Genomic DNA, 21,285 nt, shown 5'->3' on the forward strand with positions numbered 1-21,285 from the left:
ATGCATCACGATGCCGCTCGGCACCGCCCGAGTGTTCGGCGCGAAGTGCGCCGATACCGCGAGCGGTGGCACGATCGCGCAGCCGAGCCCTGCAACGACGAGCGCGACGACGCACGAGATGTGTCGGCTTCGCCAAGCTTCAGATGATGAGCGATCTGAGCCTCACCGAAGCGGCGCACGGCGTCGGCGCGGGGCTCTTCTTCATTGGCTACCTGCTGCTTCAGGTGCCCGTCGCATATCTCGTGAAGCGCATCGGCGTGCGCACGTGCCCCGGCGGTTCGCTGACCGCGTGGGACATTGTCTCCATCGCGACGCTCGCGACGCGAAACCAGACCGCGTTCTCCGATATGCCGCATGCGACAACATATGTTGTGTTAATCTTGGAGTTATGGATCACATGTTGCGCACTTACTTAATACCCAATTCGCACCGAATTCGCACCGAAAGGCAGGAACCATGACCATGGTATTTCATCGCGCGCCGCGCGCCACGCTGCCCGTCGCCGTGCGCGGTGACGGCATCGAGATCGTCGATTCAACCGGCAAGCGCTACATCGACGCTTGCGGCGGCGCGGCTGTCTCGTGTCTCGGGCACTCCCATCCGCGCGTGATCGAAGCCATCCAGCGACAAGTGCAGCAGTTGCCCTATGCGCACACGTCGTTCTTCACGACCGAGCCCGCCGAAGCACTCGCCGATCTGCTCATCGAAGCCGCGCCGAAAAATATCGGCCACGTCTACTTCGTGTCGGGCGGCTCGGAAGCGATGGAAGCCGCGCTCAAGCTCGCGCGCCAGTACTTCGTCGAGAAAGGTCAGCCCGAGCGGCGGCACTTCATCGCGCGCCGGCAGAGCTATCACGGCAACACGCTCGGCGCGCTCGCGATCGGCGGCAACGCATGGCGTCGGGAGCCGTTCCTGCCGATTCTCATCGAAGCGCATCACGTCACGCCCTGTTTCGCGTATCGCGAGCAGCGAGCGGGCGAAACCGACGAAGCCTTTGCGCAACGTCTCGCCGACGAACTGGAAGCGAAGATTCTTGAACTCGGCGCGGAATCGGTCGCGGCGTTCGTCGCGGAGACCGTCGTCGGCGCGACTGCGGGCGCCGTGCCGCCGGTGCGCGAATACTTCCGCAAGATCCGGGCGGTCTGCGACAAGTACGGCGTGCTGCTGATTCTCGACGAAGTGATGTCCGGCATGGGCCGCACGGGTCACATGTTCGCATGTGAGGAAGACGGCGTGTCGCCCGACATCCTCGCGATCGCGAAAGGTCTGGGCGCGGGCTATCAACCGATCGGCGCGACGCTTGTCAGCAATGAGATTTTTGAAACGATCGTCGGCGGTTCCGGATTCTTTCAGCACGGTCACACGTATATCGGACACGCGACGGCGTGCGCGGCGGCGCTCGAAGTGCAGAAGGTAATCGCGGAAGACAAGCTGCTCGACAACGTGAAGGCGCGCGGCGAGCAACTGCGTGCGTTGCTGCGCGAGCGGCATGCGAATCATCCGTTCATCGGCGACGTGCGCGGTCGCGGCCTCTTCACCGGCGTTGAACTCGTGCGGGATCGCGCGAGCAAGGCGCCGTTAGATCCGAAGCACAAGCTGCACGCGGTTATCAAGAGCGAGGCGATGAAGCGCGGCCTCATGGTGTATCCGATGGGCGGCACCGTCGATGGCCGCATCGGCGATCACGTGCTTATCGCGCCGCCCTTCATTACGTCGAGCGAGCAGATCGAGACGATCGTCGAGCGCCTTGCCGATGCAATCGACGGCGCGCTCGGCGTCATCGGCGTGAAGGCGGCATGCGCGCCGCTGCGCTAAAAGCGTGGGTGGACGAGGCCTCACGAATAACTCACGGACATCAATCGAATCATGAACAAACGACTTCCCGACTTCCAGATCGCTACCGCGTCCGACGAACAGAAGGCCGTCTTGCAGGACATCCTGAGCGGCCCGCGCGGCAATCTCAACGGACCGTTCCTCGGCTGGATCTTCAGCCCCGAACTCGCGCAAAACGCGCAGAAGCTCGGCGCGTTCTGCCGCTACAACACGGGCCTGCCTTTGCGCCTTTCCGAGCTCGCGATTCTCGTCACCGCGGCGCGCTGGCGCTCGCAGGCGGAATGGCACATTCATCATCCGATCGCGCTTGACGCCGGCCTGCCCGCCGATCTGGCGGAAGCGCTGCGCACAGGACAAACGCCGATATTCGCCGATGCCGACGACAAGGTCGTTTTCGATTTCGCTACCGAGCTTTACGACATGAAACGCGTAAGCAATGCGACGTATGACGCCGCCGTCGCGCGTTTTGGTCATACGGTCGTCGTGAATCTCGTGGGATTGCTGGGCTATTACGCGCTCGTCGCGATGACGCTTAACACGTTCGAAATGCGCGCCGAAGGGCAGACGGATCTGCCCTTCGCGGAATGAAGCGATTTCGCCGACCTGTTATTCGAACGCCTTGTCGTTCGGGGCGGCGTAGAGCTTCTGCACCGTTTCGCTCATCGGAAACTCGAAATTGATATTCTTCGGCGGCACGGGCTTCGCGAACCACTTGTCGTACATTGTCCTGATCTCCGGGCTCTTCATGACCTGGCTCATCGTTTCGTCGACGAGCTTTTTGAACTCCGGGTCGTCGCGGCGCATCATAAAGCCGTACGCCTCCGACGACTGCGGCGTGCCGACCAGCACCCAGTCCGCCGGCTTCGCCGTCAGAGCGCGCGCGCCTGCGAGCAACACGTCGTCCATCATGTAGGCCGCCGCACGGCCGGTTTCGAGCGTCACGCGTCCTTCGCCGTAGTCCTTCGCGCTGATGATGCTCATGTTCATCTTCTTTTCTTCGTTCATCTTGCGAAGAATGCGCTCGGACGTCGTGCCCTGATTGGTCACGACGGTCTTGCCCGCGAGATCGGGAAAGTCCTTGATGCCGGAATCCTTCTTCGTAAGCAGACGCGTCGTCGCGACGAAGAACGTGTCCGAAAACGCGACCTGATTCTGCCGCGCCATGAGATTCGTCGTCACGCCACATTCGAGATCGACCGTGCCGTTCTGCACGAGTGAGATGCGGTTCTGCGACGTCACCGGAATGAAGCGAACGCGCAAATCAGAATGCTGCGTCTTCGCTTTTACCGCGTCGATCACCTTGTTGCACAAGTCCTGCGAAAAACCGACGACATTGTTATTGGTATCGACATACGAAAACGGCACGGATGTTTCTCGATGGCCGATCGCGATCAGATTAGTGCTTTGAATCTTGGCAAGCGTCGGCTGGCTTCCCTGGCCGTAGCTCGCCCCCCGCGACGAGCGAAAGCGCAGCGAGCGCGCAAGCTGATCTGAACAGCGGCTTTTCTTTCATGATTGTTCCGGTCGATGTGAGTGATACATATGTTGCCATATAAAAAAATTTAGCTACATATGTATTTTCCCTCAATCAGATCACGATCTCACCGACTGTCCTATCGATAGTTCTCTCAACCGAACGCAGGTGGCGCTGCTCTAGATGGTAAGGAGGTGGACAGGTGTTGCGCAGTTGAAAGGCCGTGGACTGTCGTACGTACAGCATGCGCCCGCTCGGCAGCACGAGGGCATGAGGCGACCTTGAAAGCGTGACCAGTGCTTCCGTGGGTGCAGACTGCGTGCTGCAATAAGCGCTTGAGCTTCGCAACGACGTTGCGACCGGGAAGCATCCCTTGGCGGCCACCTAAGTTTTGCGCTTATAAACGGCCGCATGGGGTCGCGCGCCGCCCATCACTGGCACTCACGCGCGGACAAGCTCTCTGGGCGCTTCTCACATCAGCAGCTAGCGTCTGCCGCTGCGGCCCCATACGTATCGTATCCACCGCTGCCATCGAGTTTTAGGCGCGGGCAAGTTGTGCGTGGCCCGGGCCTCACGGTCCCGCTTGACGGATTTCCGCACCTGTTCGTGGATCTGCCGCAGCGTCATGCCACCAGGGCCCTTCAGTTTGTCGGGATCGGAATCGGGATCGCGATCGGAATCCTTTGTCATGGAGTTGCCTGGAGACTGTAACGGTCGCTGGGGCGTCACTTGTTGCCGACAACCGCTGCGCCGGACCGGTAGCGCAGCAAGTGATCCGTACCGGACTCGGACAGCCAGACTTCCCCCGGCCGGCCCATCATCTGGCGTACGTTCGCGTGTGGGCGCGGCAGCGCAAAGGTCTCGAATCGTTCCGTTTGTGGGTCGAAGCGCACTAGCGCGTTAGCGCTCCATTCGCTGAGCCAGACGATGTCTTTGTCGTCGACGAATATCGCATATACATGCGGATCGGAGCCCGGCAGTTTCCATTCGCGCCACCGATGCGCCGCCGGGTCGAACACGCCCACCTTTCCTGCGTTCCACTCGCTGATCCAGACGCGTCCTTTTGAATCGGACCACACCCGGCGCGCTCCCTGTTCCGGTGTCGGCGGCTCGATGACTTGCGCCGCACCGCTCACCGGATCGATGCGGCCGAGGTAGCTGCCAGCCAGTGAAGCGAAGTACAGGCTGCCGTCGGGGGTGACGCAGATTCCATAGGCACCCGGCCCGCGCGGCGCATTGAACACGCGCATGCTGCCGCTTCCTGGGTCGAGCTCACCATAGATGCCGCCTTGTCCGGTAAACCACAGGTGCCCGCGTTTGTCGAAAACGGCCGTGTTCAGGTTGGCGTTCTGTCGGTCTTTGGGCAACGGGAAGCGCGTGACAGCGAGTGTCTTCGAATCGACGCGTACGATCGCGTTCAGCCCGCCATCGGTAATCCATGCTGCTCCATCCGGACCGACGATCACGCCGTGCGGCGCCGATCCGTTGCCGAGCGGGACCCGCTCAGTCTTGCCGCTGCGCGGGTCCAGCCTTCCGACTGCGCCTTGCGCCTGCGCGGTGTACCAGACGGCGCCGCCAGGCTCTGGCGCGACATCGTGCGGTGCGCTGCCGGAGGGGAGGGCAAACGAGTCGAACGAAATGGACTGAGCCTGCACTGAACCTATTGCTAACATCGCGCCAACAAGAACCGACGCAAAATTCCGGAAGAACCGGGACTCGCGGATTTCCTTCAGCGTCGCCGAAGCCGCTGCGTTTGCGATGTGAATCACGTCCGCCTCCGTAACCAGAATTGGCCTGCACGCTGGTGCCAGCTTATTGTGGCACTAACCGGAAGAATCCTCGCGCGGGGCGCAGACAAGGCGTGTGGCAGGCATTCGGCTGCGATTGCCACGTGGCTCGGTGGCCGCAATGACGCAAGTCCAGCTATGGGTTTTTGTCAGGCGCCCAAACGCCGCGTTCTGGTCTTTCTACGTCGGTGGTCGCGAATGACCGGTCCGAGGCGGCCAATGCGTCATCGTCATATTGCTCATTTCATATTTGCCTTTGACCGCGAGATGGTGAGCGATGGACAGCGCGCGCGGGCAGTTATCCAAAAAGCCTTAACAGAAGATTCTCATCGGCCGAACAGCGATGCGGCCGCCAGTGTGTGGAATCCATTTTCAACCTAGACTTGAATGGCGCGCTCGGCGACGTGCTTCCTGCGGGACGCAGGTCGTCGCCGGCGAGCGCTCAGCTAGCGGCCCGTCTTCGCGGAGCAACTGTGACTCCTGGAGGCAATCATGATCCGAGCAATCTGCACACTTCTTTCGCTTGCTGGTCTTTTCGGAGCGAGCATGAACACGTTGGCTGACCCTATACGAATTGAATCTGGCACCTATGGCGCGAATTGTGGCGCTCATCATGGCAATTCGACTCGTGCGTTGGCCCGACACTGTAACGCCGTCGATACCTGCCGCTATCCGGTTTCGTTGCCGGCGGGCTTTCGTAGTCGAAATGCTTGCAAAGCCGATTTCGTTGCCGAATGGTCTTGCGGGTCGGGAGAGTTTCATCAAGCAGCGGTCAGATCTGCCGCGAATGATGACGGCGGAATTCTCGTGCTAACCTGCGTTCCGTCCACCGGTGCAGGCAAGTAACCGATTCGACATGGGTAGGCCCCACGGAACATGCAAGTAATCACTTGCGCGCCCATGACATGGAGCCGTCCGGGCACGCCGCTGTTATCGTAGACGAGTCGCGCTTTGAGAAAGTGGTCGGTTCATGAAGCGACTTTCTCCCCGTGGGCAAGCGTCTGATCCGCGCTTGATCGGCACTACCTTCGCGAACGCGCTATCTCCTTGGTGAGCTGCATGACCGTGCGGCAAGCGAGCGTCAGTTCGCCGTGTGGAGACATGGCAAGCGCAATGAAGCGAGGCACTGGAGGGTCGACCACCATCGATGCCTGCAGCCGGCATTCCTTCTTAAGATTGGCGATGGCGTAAGGTCCGAGCAACGCATAGATTCCGCCATCGGCCACGATATGCGCCTGCAGACTCAAAGAGTCCGCTTCTGCCGCGAAGTTGAGGGAGATCCGATGTTCACCGGCAATTTGCTCGAGTCGATCGCGCCAGCTGTTGGGGCGGCAGAAAGAGACCAGTGGAATCCCATCGAGCTTTGAAAAAGCAATCGTGGACTGCTTTAACAAAGGATCGCCCTCTGCGCCGACCAGGTAAGTCGCCGCCTCAACCAGATACTCGTCACCGTTTTTGGGCGTCGGACTATTTCGAAAGAGACGGACATTTACGCGATTTACTCGATGGACAAGCTGAGCGACCATCCCATCGGCAACACATTTGCCGTCGGCATTCGGCACACGTTCTAGGAAGCCACCCCGATAGCTCCAGTTATCAAGGGTGCAGTTTCTTAGGCTTTGGTAGCGGAAGACCTAGCATTTCACGCGCTTTGGCAGCGCTTGCCACCGGCCGGCCATATTCGCCACACAATGAAGCCACCCGTGCCACCAGTTGCGCATTGCTCTTCGCCAGCGTGTCCTTGTCCCAGCGCACATTGTCTTCGAGACCCGTGCGGCAGTGTCCACCCATTTCGAGAGTCCAATGATTGACTTCCAACTGATGCCGTCCAATACCAGCGGCGGTCCAGGTTGCATCCGGCAATAGCGCCTTCAATTGTCGGACCTCGAACTCGAGAATTTCGCGACGCGCAGGCAGCGCATTTTTTACACCCATCACGAACTGAACGTGCACCGGAGGTTTCAGAAGTCCTTGCTGGACGAGATCCACTGTGCTGTACAGCATCGCCAGATCAAAGATCTCGATTTCCGGTTTGACATCGTAGTCGAGCATCATTTGCGCAAGCGCACGCACAAAGTCCGGCGGATTTTCATAGACGGTGGTCGGGAAATTGACAGAACCCGTTGCGAGCGAGGCCATATCAGGGCGCAGATCAAGCATCGCGCCGCGTTGCTCGAACGAACGGCCGCGACCGCCTGTCGAAAACTGAACGATGATGTCAGGACAGTGCTTCCGGATGCCTTCCTGAAGAGCGGCGAAACTCGACCGGTCGGAACTGGAGTTCTCCTGTTCGTCACGCACGTGCAGATGAACGAGCGATGCCCCGGCTTCGTACGCTTCCTGGGTGCTTTCAACCTGCTCGGCGATCGTGATCGGCACAGCCGGATTGTCCTTCTTGCGCGGAACTGAGCCAGTAATCGCAACGGAGATAATGCACGGTGCACTCATGGCTAACACTCCGTTCCAGATTTCGCCTCGCCCATATGGCGAGCGCCCATGACCGTGTGCCCGGCGAAATACCTGCACGAATCATGTTTTCCAAGTCTAGTTCAAATACGCGCGACTGAAGTTGACGCGCACAAATGAACACCAGGTCGTGCATCGATTCGTGCATGCGCCGAGGGCGCGCGCGCATACCAGCGCTCCTAGCGAAGTGCAGCCGTCACCGCCTCGTCAATCTGCAGCGCAAAGCGCGCTTCGACATCGGGCACCGTGTATCCAATCGACAGTTCCAGATACGCGTCGCCTAGCACCAGTTGAACGAAAGTCGCTGCCCGCAATGCAGCAGTCGATTCATCAAATCTCTTTCGCAGAATTTTTGCCGCGAAGGCGCGCACGACCTTTGCGCCGTTGTCGTAAAACACCTGGCCGAGTTCCGGAAGACGCTCGGCCTCAGCAACAATGGCCCGGTAAAGCCGCAGATAGTCCGGCTCGATAAGGATTCGTGCCAACACCCGTCCCAAGGCGCGCAACTCGACGTCGGGCGAGCCATCGGATTGCTCGTTCTGAGCGCTGACAAGAATTCCACCCACCTGAGCGCACATCGAACTCACCAGACCAACGAAGAGCGCCTCTTTCGACTTGAAGTGGCGATAGACCGTCTGTTTGCCGACGCCCGCAGCCGCGGCGACGTCGTCCATCGTTGCGAGCCCGAAACCCTGGCGTAAAAACACGGTTCTCGCGCCGTCGAGGATGGCAGACCGCTTACGGCGTTGCAGCGGGCTCAGATCGGGGAGAGAGGGCGTGTTCATCCCCCGATAAATAACAGATCGCCGGGCGGTTGACAAGACTGGCCAGTCTCGTTTAGATTTGCGCGAACGAGACTGACCAGTCTCGTATGTGTGACTTTATCGACTTCGCAGACATTCATCGAGGGAAACGCTATGGAACTGTTCATGACAGGTGGCACGGGCTACATCGGGCAAGCAATCGCACGCAAGGCAATCAGCCTCGGCCATCAGGTGAGGGCGCTGGTGCGCGACGACAGGTCCGCGGGCGCCAGCGCGCTTGCGCGCCTCGGCGTGAAACTGCATGGCGGCGACCTGCGTGAGCCGCGGTCTTTCGCTGCGACTGCCGGTGCCGCTGATGGCGTGGTGCACGCCGCGTCGACCAACGATGCCTCCGCCGCCGCTGCTGACGAGGCCGCAGTTGAGGCGATGCTCTCGCATTTGCGTCCGGGCGCGGCGTTTGTCTATACATCGGGCACCTGGGTCTACGGCAATACGAATGACGAGCCCGCAACTGAAACATCGGCGTTGAACCCGACACCCCTCGTCGTGTGGCGGCCCGCAGTGGAACAGCACGTGTTGGCGCTCGCAGCACGCCGCTCGATTGCCGCAGTGATCCTCAGGCCGGCGATGGTGCACGGCTACGGCGGCGGCGTCTTCGGCATGCTTGCTGGCATGGCCCGTCAGACCGGCAATGTGAGAGTCGTCGGCGATGGTCGCAACCACTGGCCTGCCGTGCATGTCGATGATCTCGCCGTTGCGTATCTGAGCGCGGTGGAGCGGCTGGCGAGCGGGGACGATCAAGTCACGGGAAAGATCCTCAACGTGGTCGCGGAAGATGCCGTTGCCGTCGCCGAAATGGGCGAAGCGATTCGGGCCTCGGTTGGTGCCGATCGCGTCGAACTCTGGCCGCTCGACGATGCTCGCCAATCGCTTGGGCCATTTGCTGACGCACTGGCGCTCGACCAGACGGTAAGCGGCCAGCATGCCCGGCGAGTTCTTGCTTGGGAACCCCGGGGCCCTGGCCTGATTGCGGACCTCTCTGTGCAGAAGCACTTTCAGCAAAGCGACAGAGCATGACGATGGCCTTGAACATTGCATCTTTCGAACCGGTACTCGCGACGATCGTGGCGGTTCTGTTCACGGTTGCCGGGGTGGTCAACCTCGCGGGACGCGGCGCGGTGAAGCGCGACTTCGCACGCTGGGGTTACCCGGCGTGGTTTCGTTTGCTCTGTGGCGCTCTCGAACTGTTGAGTGCGGCACTTCTTGCTGGGCAACAAACCCGGGGCTCAGGCCTGACGCTGGCCGGTGCCATCATGATCGGCGCGCTCTTCACGTTGATACGCAAGCGCGAGCCGTTCGGGCATCTCGCCCCGGCGCTGATCTTCTCGGCTCTCGTTGTGGTTACTGTGGCGCTCCGTGGTTGAGGCTTGGTCGCCACCAGGCGAGTGAGCCCGGGACGCTAATAGGCCGCGGCGGCAATCCGTGCTGCGGGTACTGGAATTGCATACACAGATATCGTCGCGCGAAGGCCTGGATCGACCGTGCATGTGGAGGCCTCATCGTCGGGCAGGGAATGCGGCAGGCATTTCGTTGGCGAAGCGCCCGGTGGAGCCTATCCGGACGGCCGCTTTGCGGGGCGACTGTCCCTGATGGGTCGGTTTCGGGCGAGCGCATGGGATCGACAACACTCATTCGTTGCACGCTGGATTCCGACCGCGATCCATCGACCGACGGTGGTCACCCAACGCCCGGGATCAACACCTCCATTTCCGTCCAACTCCAACCGCTAGAATTGCGGTTTTATCCCGGAGTACGCCAATGTCTTTTGCCTCGCTTGGCCTGATCGATCCCTTGCTGCGTAATGTGCAGGACCTCAATTACCAGACACCCACGCCGGTGCAGGCCAAGGCGATTCCCGCTGTGCTCAGTGGCAAGGACGTTATGGCTGCGGCACAGACCGGCACTGGCAAAACGGCGGGTTTTGCGCTGCCGCTGTTGCAACGGCTGGTGCAACGCGGCCCGGCGGTGTCCAGCAACCGCGCGCGTGTTCTGGTGCTGGTGCCCACGCGTGAACTGGCTGAGCAGGTGCTGCAAGGCTTTATCGAGTACGGCAAAGGCCTGGACTTACGATTCCTGGCCGCCTATGGCGGTGTGAGTATCAACGCGCAGATGATGAAGTTGCGCAAAGGCGTGGATGTGCTCGTTGCCACGCCGGGCCGTTTGCTCGATCTCAACCGTCAGAACGCCGTGCAGTTCGATCAGGTGCAAACGCTGGTGCTGGATGAAGCCGACCGCATGCTGGATCTGGGCTTTGAGCGCGAACTCAACGCCGTCTTTGCTGCCTTGCCCGCTCAGCGCCAGACTCTGCTGTTCTCTGCCACTTTTACCGATGATATTCGCGCGATGGTGGCGAACATTCTGCGCGACCCGGTGAATATCAGCGTCAGCCCGCCCAATGCCACGGCTAGCAAGATCAAGCAGTGGGTGGTGCCGGTGGATAAAAAGAACAAACCTGACCTCTTCATGCATCTTGTGGCTGAGAACAAATGGGAGCACGCGCTGGTTTTCGTCAAAACCCGCAATGGCGTGGATTACCTGGCCGCCATGCTGGATGAAGCGGGCTATGCGGTCGACACCATCCATGGCGACAAACCGCAACCCGCGCGCCTTCGTGCGCTAGAGCGCTTCAAGAAGCGCGAAGTAAATATGCTGGTAGCCACCGATGTGGCTGCACGCGGGCTGGATATCGACGACCTGCCGCTGGTGATCAACGTTGATCTGCCGCTCGCGCCGCAAGACTATGTGCACCGTATTGGCCGTACCGGCCGCGCGGGCGCGAGCGGCGTGGCGGTGTCCCTTGTGTGTGCCGATGAAGCGCCGCAACTGGCCGCGATTGAAGCGCTGATCCGGCGAACGCTGCCCCGTGAAGAAGAGCCTGGCTTTGAAGCCGAACACCGCGTGCCGCAAACTAGCGCGACGGGCGAGATCATCAAAAAACCCAAGAAGCCTAAGAAGCCCAAAGTGTCGCAAGCTGCGTCGGGCGCCATGCAGGTGGCCAGCAAAAAACCGCGCCCGCAAAGTGGCGAGAACAAACGCAAGTCTGCGGCGCAGCGCGCTGTGGCCGGGGGTAAAGGCACAAGCGTGTCCAGCGCTAGTCCGTTCAGCGTGCAAAAGCCACGCAGCAAACCAGCCAGCAAACCAGCCAGCAAACCAGCCAGCAAACCAACTGCGGCTTCGCGTAAGCCGGCTGGCAGACCAGCTAATGGTCGAGGCAAACGCCAACCCTGATCCGTAGGGGTGAATAACGCCAGCCTTCGAACTGGCTGTCGATTGGCCCGTTGGCAGGCAGCGGCGCGGCTTCGGCGTGAATGAGGTCAGAGGATTACGACGCACCGAAATCAGGATCAATATCGACTTCGGGCCCGAATGGACGCCGAAAACGTGCGTAGCGAGCGTTCGATCGTGATCGGCTCTCTGGCGAGGTCCTGAGGATCCGGGCGTCGCCGGGCCGCGGCTCGAGCCAGAAGTGGGCCACCAGCGTTGCAATCGTGACGCATAGGCTGACAACACTTCGCTCGCCCCCGATCGATAGTTTGCGCCGCAGCCAGATTCCGGCCCCTCTCGCGGGCGGTAACGCGGCGGCGCATGCGAAGCCACGATGCAGCGCTTATTTCTGTCGAGTCTCGTCGTGGAACTCGACATCCTCGATCACGTCGCCGTTATCCATGCGCTGGCCCGTGCGCTCGCGCACCTGTTGTTCGTGCATCTGCTGTGCGCGCATTGCCTGCTCACGAAGTTGTTTGCGCAGATCGCGTGTTTTCCACCAGACGAAAGCGCCGATCACAACCCCTGCCCCAAGCACCACTGCCAGCATCACAAGCGAAACGGCGAACCCCACGACCAGCAGCGCAGCGCCTATCACCACGGCTAGTGCCTTCGCCAATAAGCTCCGCGGACCAGGACGCATAGTTGCGCCACTCTGCCCGAGCCTCTCCTGTTGCTTGTCAAATTGCATCGCATCTCCGATCGCGGTTTTCCCGGGGCGGTTTCAAGGGTGAAGCGCAACAGCGAGATTAACGCCTGGAGGTTTGAGGTTGATTCGCTGATACGAGGGTCGTCCCTTTCGCACCAAGGCACCAAGCCGCCCTGTTATCGCTCAGTATGGCCGAAGATCCGGTCGAGCGCCGGGAGAATGGCCCCACGTCGATCTGAAAAGGAACCGATGCACTTGCCGGGAACGTTCACGGGGACCGCGCTCATGCCGGGCGTATTAAGGAAACATTCTTCGCCGTGGACATCGAAAACGGGAAGCAGGTCGGTTTTCGCCAGTCAGCGTCGATCGTCGCCGGCACTTTCGCTCGTCGTCGAGGCGCTTCGCTATCGGCGCAACTGACATGCACAAATATCGCGGGCCCTTTCACGACCCAGGCGACTACCCACCGGTACCGCCTGGGGACCCGAGCCCTGACGGAGTCGAGCCCGTTAACCCGTGGCCCCGGAAATGATTTCGCTGAGACTCAGCCCAACACACAATCGCGGTTCGGATGCTGATGCACGAAGTGAGCAGCGTCTGGCGGAAGTGCGAAGCCGCCGAGCTCTGCGAGTTACAACGGGTGACGAGATGCAGTGGCGCGCGGCAAGCATGGTCGCCGCCCATTCAAAATGCAGGCCGGCGCGCTTAACGAATGGCGATCCATTGGGCGACTGCCACGGGATCGACAGGTGCTTGCCCAACTCATAATCACTCGCGATACGGGTGCTGGTGGACGAACGTCAACAACGCTTCACGGAAGTGCGACGCAGCAGGGCTTTGCAAATCATGCCGGGTGACGAGATGCAACGGCGCGTGGAATGCCTGATCGCCGGTAACCCGGCAGTAGCGCACGCTTTCCTGATGGTAACGATGCATCGACGCGGGAACGAGCGATACGCCGCCGCCCGCTGCCACAAGATTGATCGCCGTCACCATGCGCGGCACCTCTTCCACGACGTTCGGCTCGAATCCCTTCGACTGGCAAGCCCGGATGAAATCCGCGTACATGCCGGGCGCGCCGGGCCGGCGCACGAAGATGAATGACTCGTTCGCGAGCTGCTTGAGCGGCACAGCACGGCTGCTGACCAGCCGGTGCCCCACGGGCAGCACCAGCAACATGCGTTCTTCGGTGAGCAGTTCGAAGCGCAACCCGGTAGGCGTTTCGACCGGTTTGCGGAGAATGGCTGCATCCGCGCGCCCGTTCAACATCATTTCGATGATCTCCGCCGCATTTACCTCGTTCATCTCGATCGCGACCTCTGGGTACATGTTGCGAAAATTGCGAATAGCGGTAGGCGTGAGCGGGTGAAACGCCGCCGAACTCGTAAGCGCAACTCGCACCGTGCCGATCTGACCTTGTGCCACCCGGCGCGCATGGACGACGGCGTTGTCCAGTTCGAGCAGTACCGAACGCGCGCGCGCGGCGAACGTCTCGCCGGGCGCCGTCAACACGACGCCGCGCGGCTGCCGCATGAAAAGCGCGAAGCCCAGTTCCTGTTCGAGTTCCTGAATCTGTTGCGACAACGGCGGCTGCTGGATGTGCAGCCGCGCGGCGGCGCGCGTGAACTGGCCTTCCTCGGCGACGGCAAGAAAATAGCGTAGATGTCTGAGTTCCATCGTCTCTCTGGTATATGTAATGGATATGGCGGCCGTGTCTCACATGTATTTTACATTTGCCGGACCGGCACGTACGCTTCCTCCAAAAGGCAGAAGACGACCAAAGGAGACACATGCAATCCATGCTGCAATCCGCCATGCCCGCCTCGACTGCAACGCCGCTGAGCCGTTCGCAAATGCGCCGCGCGGTGCTTGCGTCGGTCATCGGTAATGGCCTCGAGTGGTTCGACTTTCTCATCTACGGCTACTTTGCGAGGACCATCGCACAGGTGTTTTTTCCTGTCGGCAACGGCTTTGTGTCGATCACGCTGACGCTCGCGACATTTGCCGTCGGCTTCGTGGTGAGGCCGGTGGGCGGCGTCATCATCGGTGCATGCGCGGATCGCTATGGGCGGCGCAAGACGTTGTCGCTGCTGATTCTTCTAATGGCAGCAAGTACTCTGATGATGGGACTGACTCCTGGCTACGCGGCTATCGGCATTGCGGCGCCGCTTCTGGTGATCGGCGCGCGCATTCTGCAAGGGCTCTCAGTCGGCGGCGAGTTCGCGACCGCGGCCGCGATGCTGACGGAATACGCGCCGCCCGGACGCAAAATGTTCTTCGGCAGTTTTCAGATGACGTCGCAGGCCGTCGCGCTGCTTCTGTCGTCCCTATGCTCGTTTGTGCTCACCACGCGTCTGCCGCACGAGTCGCTCGTGTCGTGGGGCTGGCGCGTGCCGTTTCTGCTCGGCGCGCTGGTCGGGCCAGTGGGTTTCTACATCCGGCACAAAGTCGGGGAGTCGCCGGAATTCGTGCAGCTACGGGAGCGGCTCGGGCATGCGCCACGCCAGTCGCTGCGGACGTTCATTCGCGAGCGTGGCGATGCGGCGCTGTGCGCGATGGGCGTCATCGTTGTTGGAGCCGCAACCAATTATTTGTGGCATTCGTACATGCCGCTATATGTCGAGCACCAGCTGCACCTGCCGCTCAGGAATGCGCTGTTCGGCACGGCCATCTCCGGATTGATCGGCATTGTCGGTTATCCGTTGGCAGGGCGTCTCGCCGACCGTTTCGGCGCATATCGATTGTTCTTTCCAGTGACGATCGTCTGGGTATGCGCTGCGTATCCGCTCTTCGCATGGGTGCTTGCAGCACCGACGCCCGAACGCGTCGTCGCCGCGCAGATGATCGCGACTGTCGTGCTCAGCTTCATGTCAGGTGCGCACCCCGGCATGCTCACGCAGCTGTTTCCGACGGTCACGCGTTCGATGGGTGTGGCGCTGTCGTACAACGCGGCCGTCACGCTGTTCGGTGGCCTCGCGCCGCTCACGGTTTCGACATTGATCGACGTCACTGGCTCGCGCATGGTGCCGGCGTGGTATCTGATCTTTGCCGGCATCGTCTCCTTGCTGCTGGTCGGGTTGACGGCGTCCGGGCGGCGCTTGTGCCGCGAACCCGAGTTGTGGCCGGGTGACGGAGCGTGAGTGCCGCGATGAATCTTTCCTCGAATCATGAGGTGCGGCCACGTAACGAAGTGCCTGTGAAGATTGTGGCCAGTGAGCGGTTTACCGTTTCCACGTCACGCGGCAAAGCAAAAGTGCCGCTGTTCACGGGCGGCAGCGCGGAGCCGGCGGAGGCGACGCAGGTCGTCGTGATGCTGCACGGCAGACTGCGGGACGCCGACGCTTACCTCCGGTCGACGCAGCGTGCGCTCAATTCGTCCACACTCGATGCGAACAACGTGATACTTGCCGTGCCGCAGTTTCTCGCAACGGCAGACGTCGAGCGTCATCGGTTGGCGGACGACTGTCTGCATTGGGAATGGACCGCGTGGATGGGCGGACTCGACGCAATCGGTCCCGCGCCGCTCAGCTCATTCGATGTGCTCGATGCGCTCATCCAACATTACGTGCAGAACGAGCAGGGCGGCCGCTATCCGAAGTTGCGGGAGATTGTGATTGCAGGGCATTCCGGCGGTGCGCAGGTCGCGCATCGGCACGCGATACTCAGCGACGCCGCAGCAGCCAGTCGCGCGCGCGGTGTGAAGGTGCGTTATGTCATTGCGAATCCTTCGTCGTATGTGTACTTCGACGCCTGGCGGCCGCATCGTGAGGACATGCCGGGCGCGTTTGATCAAGCTGCATGCGCCCGATTCAATGAATGGAAATACGGCACCGAACAACTTCCTCGTTATGCCGACGGACTCGACGCGCAATCGCTCGAACGTCGTTATGTGGATCACGACGTGACCTATCTGCTCGGCACGCACGACAACGATCCGGCGCATCCGGCTCTCGACCGCTCGTGCGAGGCAATGATGCAAGGTCCGCACCGCCTCGCGCGCGGCCGGGCCTACTACGCGTATCTGCGCGCACGGCATCCGCAGTTGCGGCATGAGCTACATGAAGTTCAAGGCGCGGCGCACAGTGGCGACGCGATGTTCGTGTCGCAGGCCGGCGTGCGCGCATTGTTTGGCCCCGCCGTGCGGCTCGCCGAATGTCGCGTCGAGCAGCAAGGCGGCGCACTCGAATAGCAATCAATCCAACCAGGAGACGACGATGAACAACAGACCGTTGTGGTGGGCGCTCGCCCTCAGCTTTTGCATCAGCGCCTGCGGCGGCAATGGTTCGGGCGGCGGCGCTTCGGCAAGCTCGCCGCCCCCGCCATCAGCGGCCACGCAATGCGCGGCATTGAACGGCCTGTCGATTCCGGCATCTTCGATTGCCGAGCCGACCGGCGGCGCCACGATCGCCAGCACGACGCTGGCGGAGACCAGCGGTGAATATTGCCAGGTGAATGGCGCCATCGCACCCGTCGATCCAGCGGCCCCATCGATCAGGTTCCAGGTCAATCTGCCGACCAACTGGAACCACAAGGCGCTGCATTATGGCGGCGGCGGTTTCGACGGCGCCCTGATTACCGGCGTCGATCCGCTCGACATGGCCCCAACCGGCACGCCGACGCCCCTTGCCAGCGGCTACGCGACGTTCGGCGACGATTCCGGGCATCAGAGTTCCAGCATCACTGACGGTAAGTTCGCGGCGAACGACGAATCGCTCGCGAACTACGGCGGCCTGAGCCTGAAGAAGACGCACGACGTCGCGATGGCGCTCATCAGGAAGCGTTACGCGAGCGCGCCCGACAAGACCTATTTCTTCGGCAGTTCGACAGGCGGTCGCGACGGATTGAGCGAAGCGCAACGCTGGCCCGCGGACTATGACGGCATCGTCGTGAATCGCCCGGCGCTCAACTATACGGGCTTGCGTTTGAGCAATGTCGTGCTGGGCCGCGCGCTTTACCTGAACAGCGGTGCGGGGTGGCTCGACGTTGCAAAAACGGTGCTGCTGCAGAACGCCGTGATGAGCGCGTGTGATGCGCTCGACGGCGTGGCCGACGGCATCGTTTCGAACGTGGCGGCGTGCAAGGCGCAATCGGCGACGGTGCTGGCGTCCGTGCGTTGCGCGAACGGTGCGGACTCGGGCGACACGTGTCTGTCGGATGCGCAGATCGCGACTGTTCAGACCATCGCAGCACCGTTGCAGTTGCCCTATCCGCTTGCGAACGGCGTGACGCATTACGCTGGGTACAACATCCTCGCGGGTTCGGTGTTCGCGGGGCCGTACACGACACGGGATCTCGGCGAGTCTAAAGTGCCTGCGAATCCTGCGGGCAAGAGGGACGCGAACCAGTGGGTGACGGGCGATCAATGGGTCAAGTACTTTGTCACGCGTGTGCCCACGTTCGACTCGTTGACGTTCGATCCAGTCAATCCTGGTACGTATGAGTCGCGCGTGCAGGCGGTGTCGGCGCTGACCGATGCAACGAGCACCGATCTGAGCGCCTATGTCGCGAAAGGAGGCAAGCTGATCATGACGCACGGTCTTGCCGACGAGATCGTGAGCACCGATTCAAGCACCGACTATTACATCGGCCTGGTGCAACGTTTCGGGCAAGGAACGGTCGACGGCTTCGTGCGGTTTTATCTGATGCCGGGCGTCGGCCATGGCACGGGGCCGTTTCACCCCGCCATCGATTCGCTCTCCGCACTCGATCAATGGGTCGGCAGTGGCAAGGCGCCTGAAACGCTGGCCATGAGCGACCTTAACGCGGCAACGCTCGGGAGGACGCGCCCATTGTGCCGGTATCCACTGTGGCCGAAGTACATCGGCGGCGATGTGAACGCTGCGGCGAGCTTCCAGTGCACTCGCTGACGAAGGGTGGTGCCTTCAGTGGAGCTGCCTGTGAAACCACTGCGCGTGATGGGAACACGTCGAGACCCTTGCTCAGTTCATCGAGCACGTGTCGGAGAGGGACGTTGAGGGACCCGATCCGACGGACGGATTCAGGTGCGCATGGATGGCTGCGACAACGATCTTGCGGAGGTAATCAGATCGTCGAGCATTGCGGCACGCTTGCCGGGATCGGTGTCGCGCCCCGTCATGAAGCACAGCGCGGCGATGGGCAGGCCGGTGCGATCGCGCACAGGCGCGGCCATGCAAAGCCGGAACGACATCGAAAGACCCTCCGTGCAGCAATAGCCTCGCGCTGCCGCGTCGCGAACGTCGCGTATGAAGTCGTCGCATGCAATGCGGCGACCGTCATCCAGTACGTAGTCTTCGTCTGGAATCAGCGCATGGACGTCGTCATCCGTCAGATGTCCGAGCAACAGGCGCCCCGTCGCTGTCCACGGAATCGGCACCTTCACGCCGATATCGGAGGTAATGTTGAACGGGCGCGTGCTGTTCTCCGACAGCACTACCGTGTACTTGTTGCCTTCCAGCATGCACAGTTGCGTCGTCTCGTCGTACTTGCGGACGAGACCGAGTATGGTTTGATGCGCGCGACTGATCAGATCGTTGTGCATCGCGTAATCGGCGCCGTAGTAGTGCATCTCGCGCCCGAAAAACACGCTGCCGTCCGCCGCCGTGTCGAGCCAACCTGCCTCCGTGAGAATCGTGACCAGCTCGTAGACGCTCGAACGGGGCGCACGCGTGGCCTCGATCAGTTCGCGCATCGTCAGTGGACGCCGCGCGGTATGCAGTTCCCTGAAAATGCCGATCACGCGGTCCACGCCCCGGGCCCGTGTCGATTCTGATGCAGACATTCCGTAGACTCCGTCGCCGATAGGGATCTCAGTTCGTTCCTGTGTTGTTGTCATTCGTTGTTTCGCGACAGGCGACGCGATCAATGATCGAGCACGCGGTGCAGGAACTGCCTTGTCCGCTCGTTCTGCGGCATGACGAAAATCTCCTCCGGCACGCCCTGTTCGGCGATCACGCCTTTGTCCATGAACACGACGCGGTCTGCCGTCTTGCGCGCGAAACCCATTTCATGCGTGACGACGACCATCGTCATGCCGTCGCGCGCGAGCCCACGCATGACCTCTGTGACCTCGCCGACCAGTTCCGGGTCGAGCGCGGAGGTCGCTTCGTCGAAGAACATGATGCCGGGCTCGACAGCCAGCGCCCGCGCGATGGCTACACGCTGCTGCTGGCCGCCCGACAACTGGCTCGGATAGTGTTCGGCGCGGTCGGCGAGGCCCACGCGGTCGAGCACGTCCATCGCGCGTTTGCGCGCGTCGGCGGGACTCATCTTGCGCGCCTTGATCAGCGCGAGCGTCACGTTGCCGAGCGCAGTCTTGTGCGGAAACAGATTGAACTGCTGGAACACCATGCCGACATGACCGCGGATCTCCTTCGCGCGGCGCACATCGTGCAGCGGAACTTCGTTGACCCACACTTCGCCCGAATCGGCCGTTTCGAGACCGGCCATGATGCGCAGCACTGTGCTCTTTCCGGAACCGGATGCGCCGATGAGCACGAGCACTTCGCCGGGGCGCACTTCGAGATTGATTTCCTTCAGCACCTTCGTGTCGCCGAAAGACTTGCTGACGCCGTTCAGATTGATGACCGGCTTCGACCCGACGGATGTGGTCATGACAACAGGCTCCTACGATCATGGTGGCGCACCCACTGCGACAGCGGGAAACACACGACGAAATACAGTACGGCGACGAGTCCATAGATTTCGACCGGCTTGCCGACGCGATCGACGATGGCCTGTCCGCCATGCATCAATTCCGACATGCCGATCATGCTGACGATCGACGTATCCTTGATCAGCGACAGGTACTGACCGATCAGCGGCGGCAATACGATCTTGCCCGTCTGCGGCAACACGACCGAGAAGAACGTCTGCATCTTGCCGAGGCCGAGAATCTGCGAGACTTCCCATTGCCCCTTGGGCACGGCTTCGATGCCCGAGCGGAATACTTCGGCGATATAAGCGCCCTGGTACACGCTCAAGCCGACGACACCCGCCGCGAACACATCGATCGCATAGCCGAAGTACGACACGCCGAAATAGATGAACATCAGCGTGATGAGCACGGGTGTGCCTCGAAACAGTTCGGTGTAGAGCTTTGCGACGCGCGCGCTGCCCCACGGTCCGAAGGAGCGCAATACGGCGGCGAGCAGGCCGATCAGCGTGCCGCCGGCAATCGATGCCGCGGAGAGAAGCAAGGTCGCGACCAGTCCCTGAAGCAGGATCGACAGGCTGGTTGTCAGCAGTTCGATTGACATGGGCAGTTTCCCCTTCGACGGTTCAGGTGCGGTTCGCCTGACGCGGAATCAGCAGAAGCCGGCGGCGCGTGCGCTGCCTGAGCATGAGGGGCGGGTGGAACACGCGCGCGCCGATCTGTTCCGCGATCCATGACAGGCAGTTGCTCAGGATCAGATACGCGATCAACGTAACCGAGAACGTCTGGATATAGAGAAGGGTGCGTGCATTGATCACGGTCGCCGTGCCCGTCAATTCAGGCAACGCAATCGCGGACAGCAGCGACGTGCCGAGCAGCAACTGGATCAGGTTGTTGACGATGGCGGGATAGACGGCGCGTGCCGCTTGCGGCAATACGACTTCGACAAAGACCTGCGAACGGCCCAGGCCGAGAATGCCGGCCGCTTCGATCTGTCCGCGCGGCACCGACTGAATGCCGGCGCGGAAAACCTCCGCCATATACGCACCCACATTCACGCCGAGCGCAATCACGCCTGCCGTGTACGCGGTCAGATTCAAGCCCAGCGACGGCAGCCCGAAGAACACGATGAATATCTGCAGCAAAACAGGCGTATTGCGGATCAGCTCGATATAGCCGCGCGCGACGACACGTAGCGGCGCGAGATGCGAAGCGCCCGCGAGCGCCGTCAGCAGTCCGAGGATCAGCGCGACGCAAAATGCGAGCAGCGTGATCTGCAACGTGAGCCACGCGGCCTGAAAGAATTCGGGCACATAGCCCCACAGTGTCAGCCATTGATAACTCATCGCCATTCC

The 21,285-nt window shown here is 61.3% G+C and carries 21 protein-coding genes and 1 pseudogene; 10 read left to right on the plus strand and 12 right to left on the minus strand.

Annotated elements, in window-relative coordinates:
- Positions 1 to 143 precede the first annotated feature (143 nt).
- The 3 genes from RW095_RS20515 to RW095_RS20525 are packed head-to-tail and all read left to right on the plus strand — an operon-like array spanning position 144 to position 2,421.
- Positions 144 to 416 carry a hypothetical protein gene (locus tag RW095_RS20515; protein WP_394365108.1) on the plus strand — a complete coding sequence of 91 codons (273 nt, stop codon included), beginning with the start codon at positions 144 to 146 and terminating at the stop codon, positions 414 to 416.
- Between the two features lie 40 nt (positions 417 to 456).
- Complete coding sequence (locus RW095_RS20520) at positions 457 to 1,815, plus strand: aspartate aminotransferase family protein (RefSeq protein WP_317017989.1); 1,359 nt, start codon at positions 457 to 459, stop codon at positions 1,813 to 1,815.
- A 51-nt stretch (positions 1,816 to 1,866) separates the two neighbouring features.
- Positions 1,867 to 2,421 (plus strand): carboxymuconolactone decarboxylase family protein, encoded by a 555-nt coding sequence (locus tag RW095_RS20525; RefSeq protein WP_317017990.1) that lies wholly within the window; start codon positions 1,867 to 1,869, stop codon positions 2,419 to 2,421.
- 18 nt (positions 2,422 to 2,439) lie between these two features.
- Here the strand turns inward: RW095_RS20525 and RW095_RS20530 are convergent, their stop codons facing one another.
- From RW095_RS20530 to RW095_RS20540, 3 genes are all read right to left on the minus strand, one after another.
- Complete coding sequence (locus RW095_RS20530; RefSeq protein WP_317019907.1) at positions 2,440 to 3,306, minus strand: glutamate/aspartate ABC transporter substrate-binding protein; 867 nt, start codon at positions 3,304 to 3,306, stop codon at positions 2,440 to 2,442.
- A gap of 726 nt (positions 3,307 to 4,032) precedes the next feature.
- Complete coding sequence (locus RW095_RS20535) at positions 4,033 to 4,980, minus strand: Vgb family protein (RefSeq protein WP_317019908.1); 948 nt, start codon at positions 4,978 to 4,980, stop codon at positions 4,033 to 4,035.
- Between the two features lie 1,136 nt (positions 4,981 to 6,116).
- Positions 6,117 to 6,533, minus strand: a complete 417-nt coding sequence (locus RW095_RS20540; protein WP_317019909.1) for a LysR substrate-binding domain-containing protein — start codon at positions 6,531 to 6,533, stop codon at positions 6,117 to 6,119.
- Between the two features lie 30 nt (positions 6,534 to 6,563).
- Between RW095_RS20540 and RW095_RS20545 the strand changes: the two are divergent.
- Positions 6,564 to 6,665 (plus strand): annotated as a pseudogene (locus tag RW095_RS20545) (porin); the annotation flags it as partial.
- Between the two features lie 25 nt (positions 6,666 to 6,690).
- On the opposite strand, the gene RW095_RS20550 reads toward RW095_RS20545, so the two are convergent.
- A complete protein-coding gene (locus RW095_RS20550) occupies positions 6,691 to 7,542 on the minus strand; it encodes a BKACE family enzyme (RefSeq protein WP_317017992.1) in 852 nt (283 codons plus the stop codon).
- 197 nt (positions 7,543 to 7,739) lie between these two features.
- Entirely contained in the window at positions 7,740 to 8,345 is a 606-nt protein-coding gene (locus tag RW095_RS20555; protein ID WP_317017993.1) for a TetR/AcrR family transcriptional regulator, read from the minus strand.
- A gap of 132 nt (positions 8,346 to 8,477) precedes the next feature.
- Here RW095_RS20555 and RW095_RS20560 point away from each other — a divergent pair, with 132 nt between their 5' ends.
- The 3 genes from RW095_RS20560 (at position 8,478) to RW095_RS20570 (ending at position 11,612) form a co-directional block, all read left to right on the plus strand.
- Positions 8,478 to 9,401, plus strand: coding sequence for an NAD-dependent epimerase/dehydratase family protein (locus RW095_RS20560; protein ID WP_317017995.1), 924 nt, complete (start codon positions 8,478 to 8,480; stop codon positions 9,399 to 9,401).
- Positions 9,402 to 9,403: 2 nt separating this feature from the next.
- Positions 9,404 to 9,748, plus strand: a complete 345-nt coding sequence (locus tag RW095_RS20565; RefSeq protein WP_317017996.1) for a DoxX family protein — start codon at positions 9,404 to 9,406, stop codon at positions 9,746 to 9,748.
- A gap of 394 nt (positions 9,749 to 10,142) precedes the next feature.
- A complete protein-coding gene (locus RW095_RS20570; RefSeq protein ID WP_317017998.1) occupies positions 10,143 to 11,612 on the plus strand; it encodes a DEAD/DEAH box helicase in 1,470 nt (489 codons plus the stop codon).
- Between the two features lie 379 nt (positions 11,613 to 11,991).
- On the opposite strand, the gene RW095_RS20575 is transcribed toward RW095_RS20570, so the two are convergent.
- The 3 genes from RW095_RS20575 to RW095_RS20580 form a co-directional block, all read right to left on the minus strand.
- Positions 11,992 to 12,339 (minus strand): hypothetical protein, encoded by a 348-nt coding sequence (locus tag RW095_RS20575; protein ID WP_128585198.1) that lies wholly within the window; start codon positions 12,337 to 12,339, stop codon positions 11,992 to 11,994.
- 134 nt (positions 12,340 to 12,473) lie between these two features.
- On the minus strand, positions 12,474 to 12,653 hold the full coding sequence (locus tag RW095_RS41540) for a CcdB family protein (protein WP_394365159.1): 180 nt from the start codon (positions 12,651 to 12,653) through the stop codon (positions 12,474 to 12,476).
- A 412-nt stretch (positions 12,654 to 13,065) separates the two neighbouring features.
- On the minus strand, positions 13,066 to 13,974 hold the full coding sequence (locus RW095_RS20580; protein WP_317018000.1) for a LysR family transcriptional regulator: 909 nt from the start codon (positions 13,972 to 13,974) through the stop codon (positions 13,066 to 13,068).
- Positions 13,975 to 14,087: 113 nt separating this feature from the next.
- Between RW095_RS20580 and RW095_RS20585 the strand changes: the two genes are divergently transcribed.
- From RW095_RS20585 to RW095_RS20595, 3 genes are read left to right on the plus strand one after another with little or no spacing between them, the layout of a single operon-like run.
- Entirely contained in the window at positions 14,088 to 15,437 is a 1,350-nt protein-coding gene (locus RW095_RS20585) for an MFS transporter (RefSeq protein WP_317018002.1), read from the plus strand.
- A gap of 8 nt (positions 15,438 to 15,445) precedes the next feature.
- The gene (locus RW095_RS20590; protein ID WP_317018003.1) at positions 15,446 to 16,486 is read left to right on the plus strand and encodes a hypothetical protein; all 1,041 of its coding nucleotides are present in this window, start codon (positions 15,446 to 15,448) and stop codon (positions 16,484 to 16,486) included.
- 25 nt (positions 16,487 to 16,511) lie between these two features.
- Positions 16,512 to 18,164 carry a tannase/feruloyl esterase family alpha/beta hydrolase gene (locus tag RW095_RS20595; protein WP_317018005.1) on the plus strand — a complete coding sequence of 551 codons (1,653 nt, stop codon included), beginning with the start codon at positions 16,512 to 16,514 and terminating at the stop codon, positions 18,162 to 18,164.
- A gap of 131 nt (positions 18,165 to 18,295) precedes the next feature.
- Here RW095_RS20595 and RW095_RS20600 read toward each other — a convergent pair whose 3' ends face one another.
- The 4 genes from RW095_RS20600 to RW095_RS20615 all read right to left on the minus strand — a co-directional run bounded on the left by RW095_RS20600 (position 18,296) and on the right by RW095_RS20615 (position 21,276).
- Positions 18,296 to 19,057 carry an IclR family transcriptional regulator gene (locus RW095_RS20600; RefSeq protein WP_317018006.1) on the minus strand — a complete coding sequence of 254 codons (762 nt, stop codon included), beginning with the start codon at positions 19,055 to 19,057 and terminating at the stop codon, positions 18,296 to 18,298.
- 80 nt (positions 19,058 to 19,137) lie between these two features.
- On the minus strand, positions 19,138 to 19,890 hold the full coding sequence (locus tag RW095_RS20605; RefSeq protein WP_317018008.1) for an amino acid ABC transporter ATP-binding protein: 753 nt from the start codon (positions 19,888 to 19,890) through the stop codon (positions 19,138 to 19,140).
- Positions 19,887 to 20,534 carry an amino acid ABC transporter permease gene (locus RW095_RS20610; protein WP_317018010.1) on the minus strand — a complete coding sequence of 216 codons (648 nt, stop codon included), beginning with the start codon at positions 20,532 to 20,534 and terminating at the stop codon, positions 19,887 to 19,889. The genes RW095_RS20605 and RW095_RS20610 overlap by 4 nt, the downstream gene beginning before the upstream one ends.
- A 22-nt stretch (positions 20,535 to 20,556) precedes the next feature.
- Complete coding sequence (locus RW095_RS20615) at positions 20,557 to 21,276, minus strand: amino acid ABC transporter permease (protein WP_317018011.1); 720 nt, start codon at positions 21,274 to 21,276, stop codon at positions 20,557 to 20,559.
- Positions 21,277 to 21,285: the final 9 nt, after the last annotated feature.

This window comes from Paraburkholderia kirstenboschensis (assembly GCF_032806925.1).
Lineage (GTDB): Bacteria > Pseudomonadota > Gammaproteobacteria > Burkholderiales > Burkholderiaceae > Paraburkholderia > Paraburkholderia kirstenboschensis.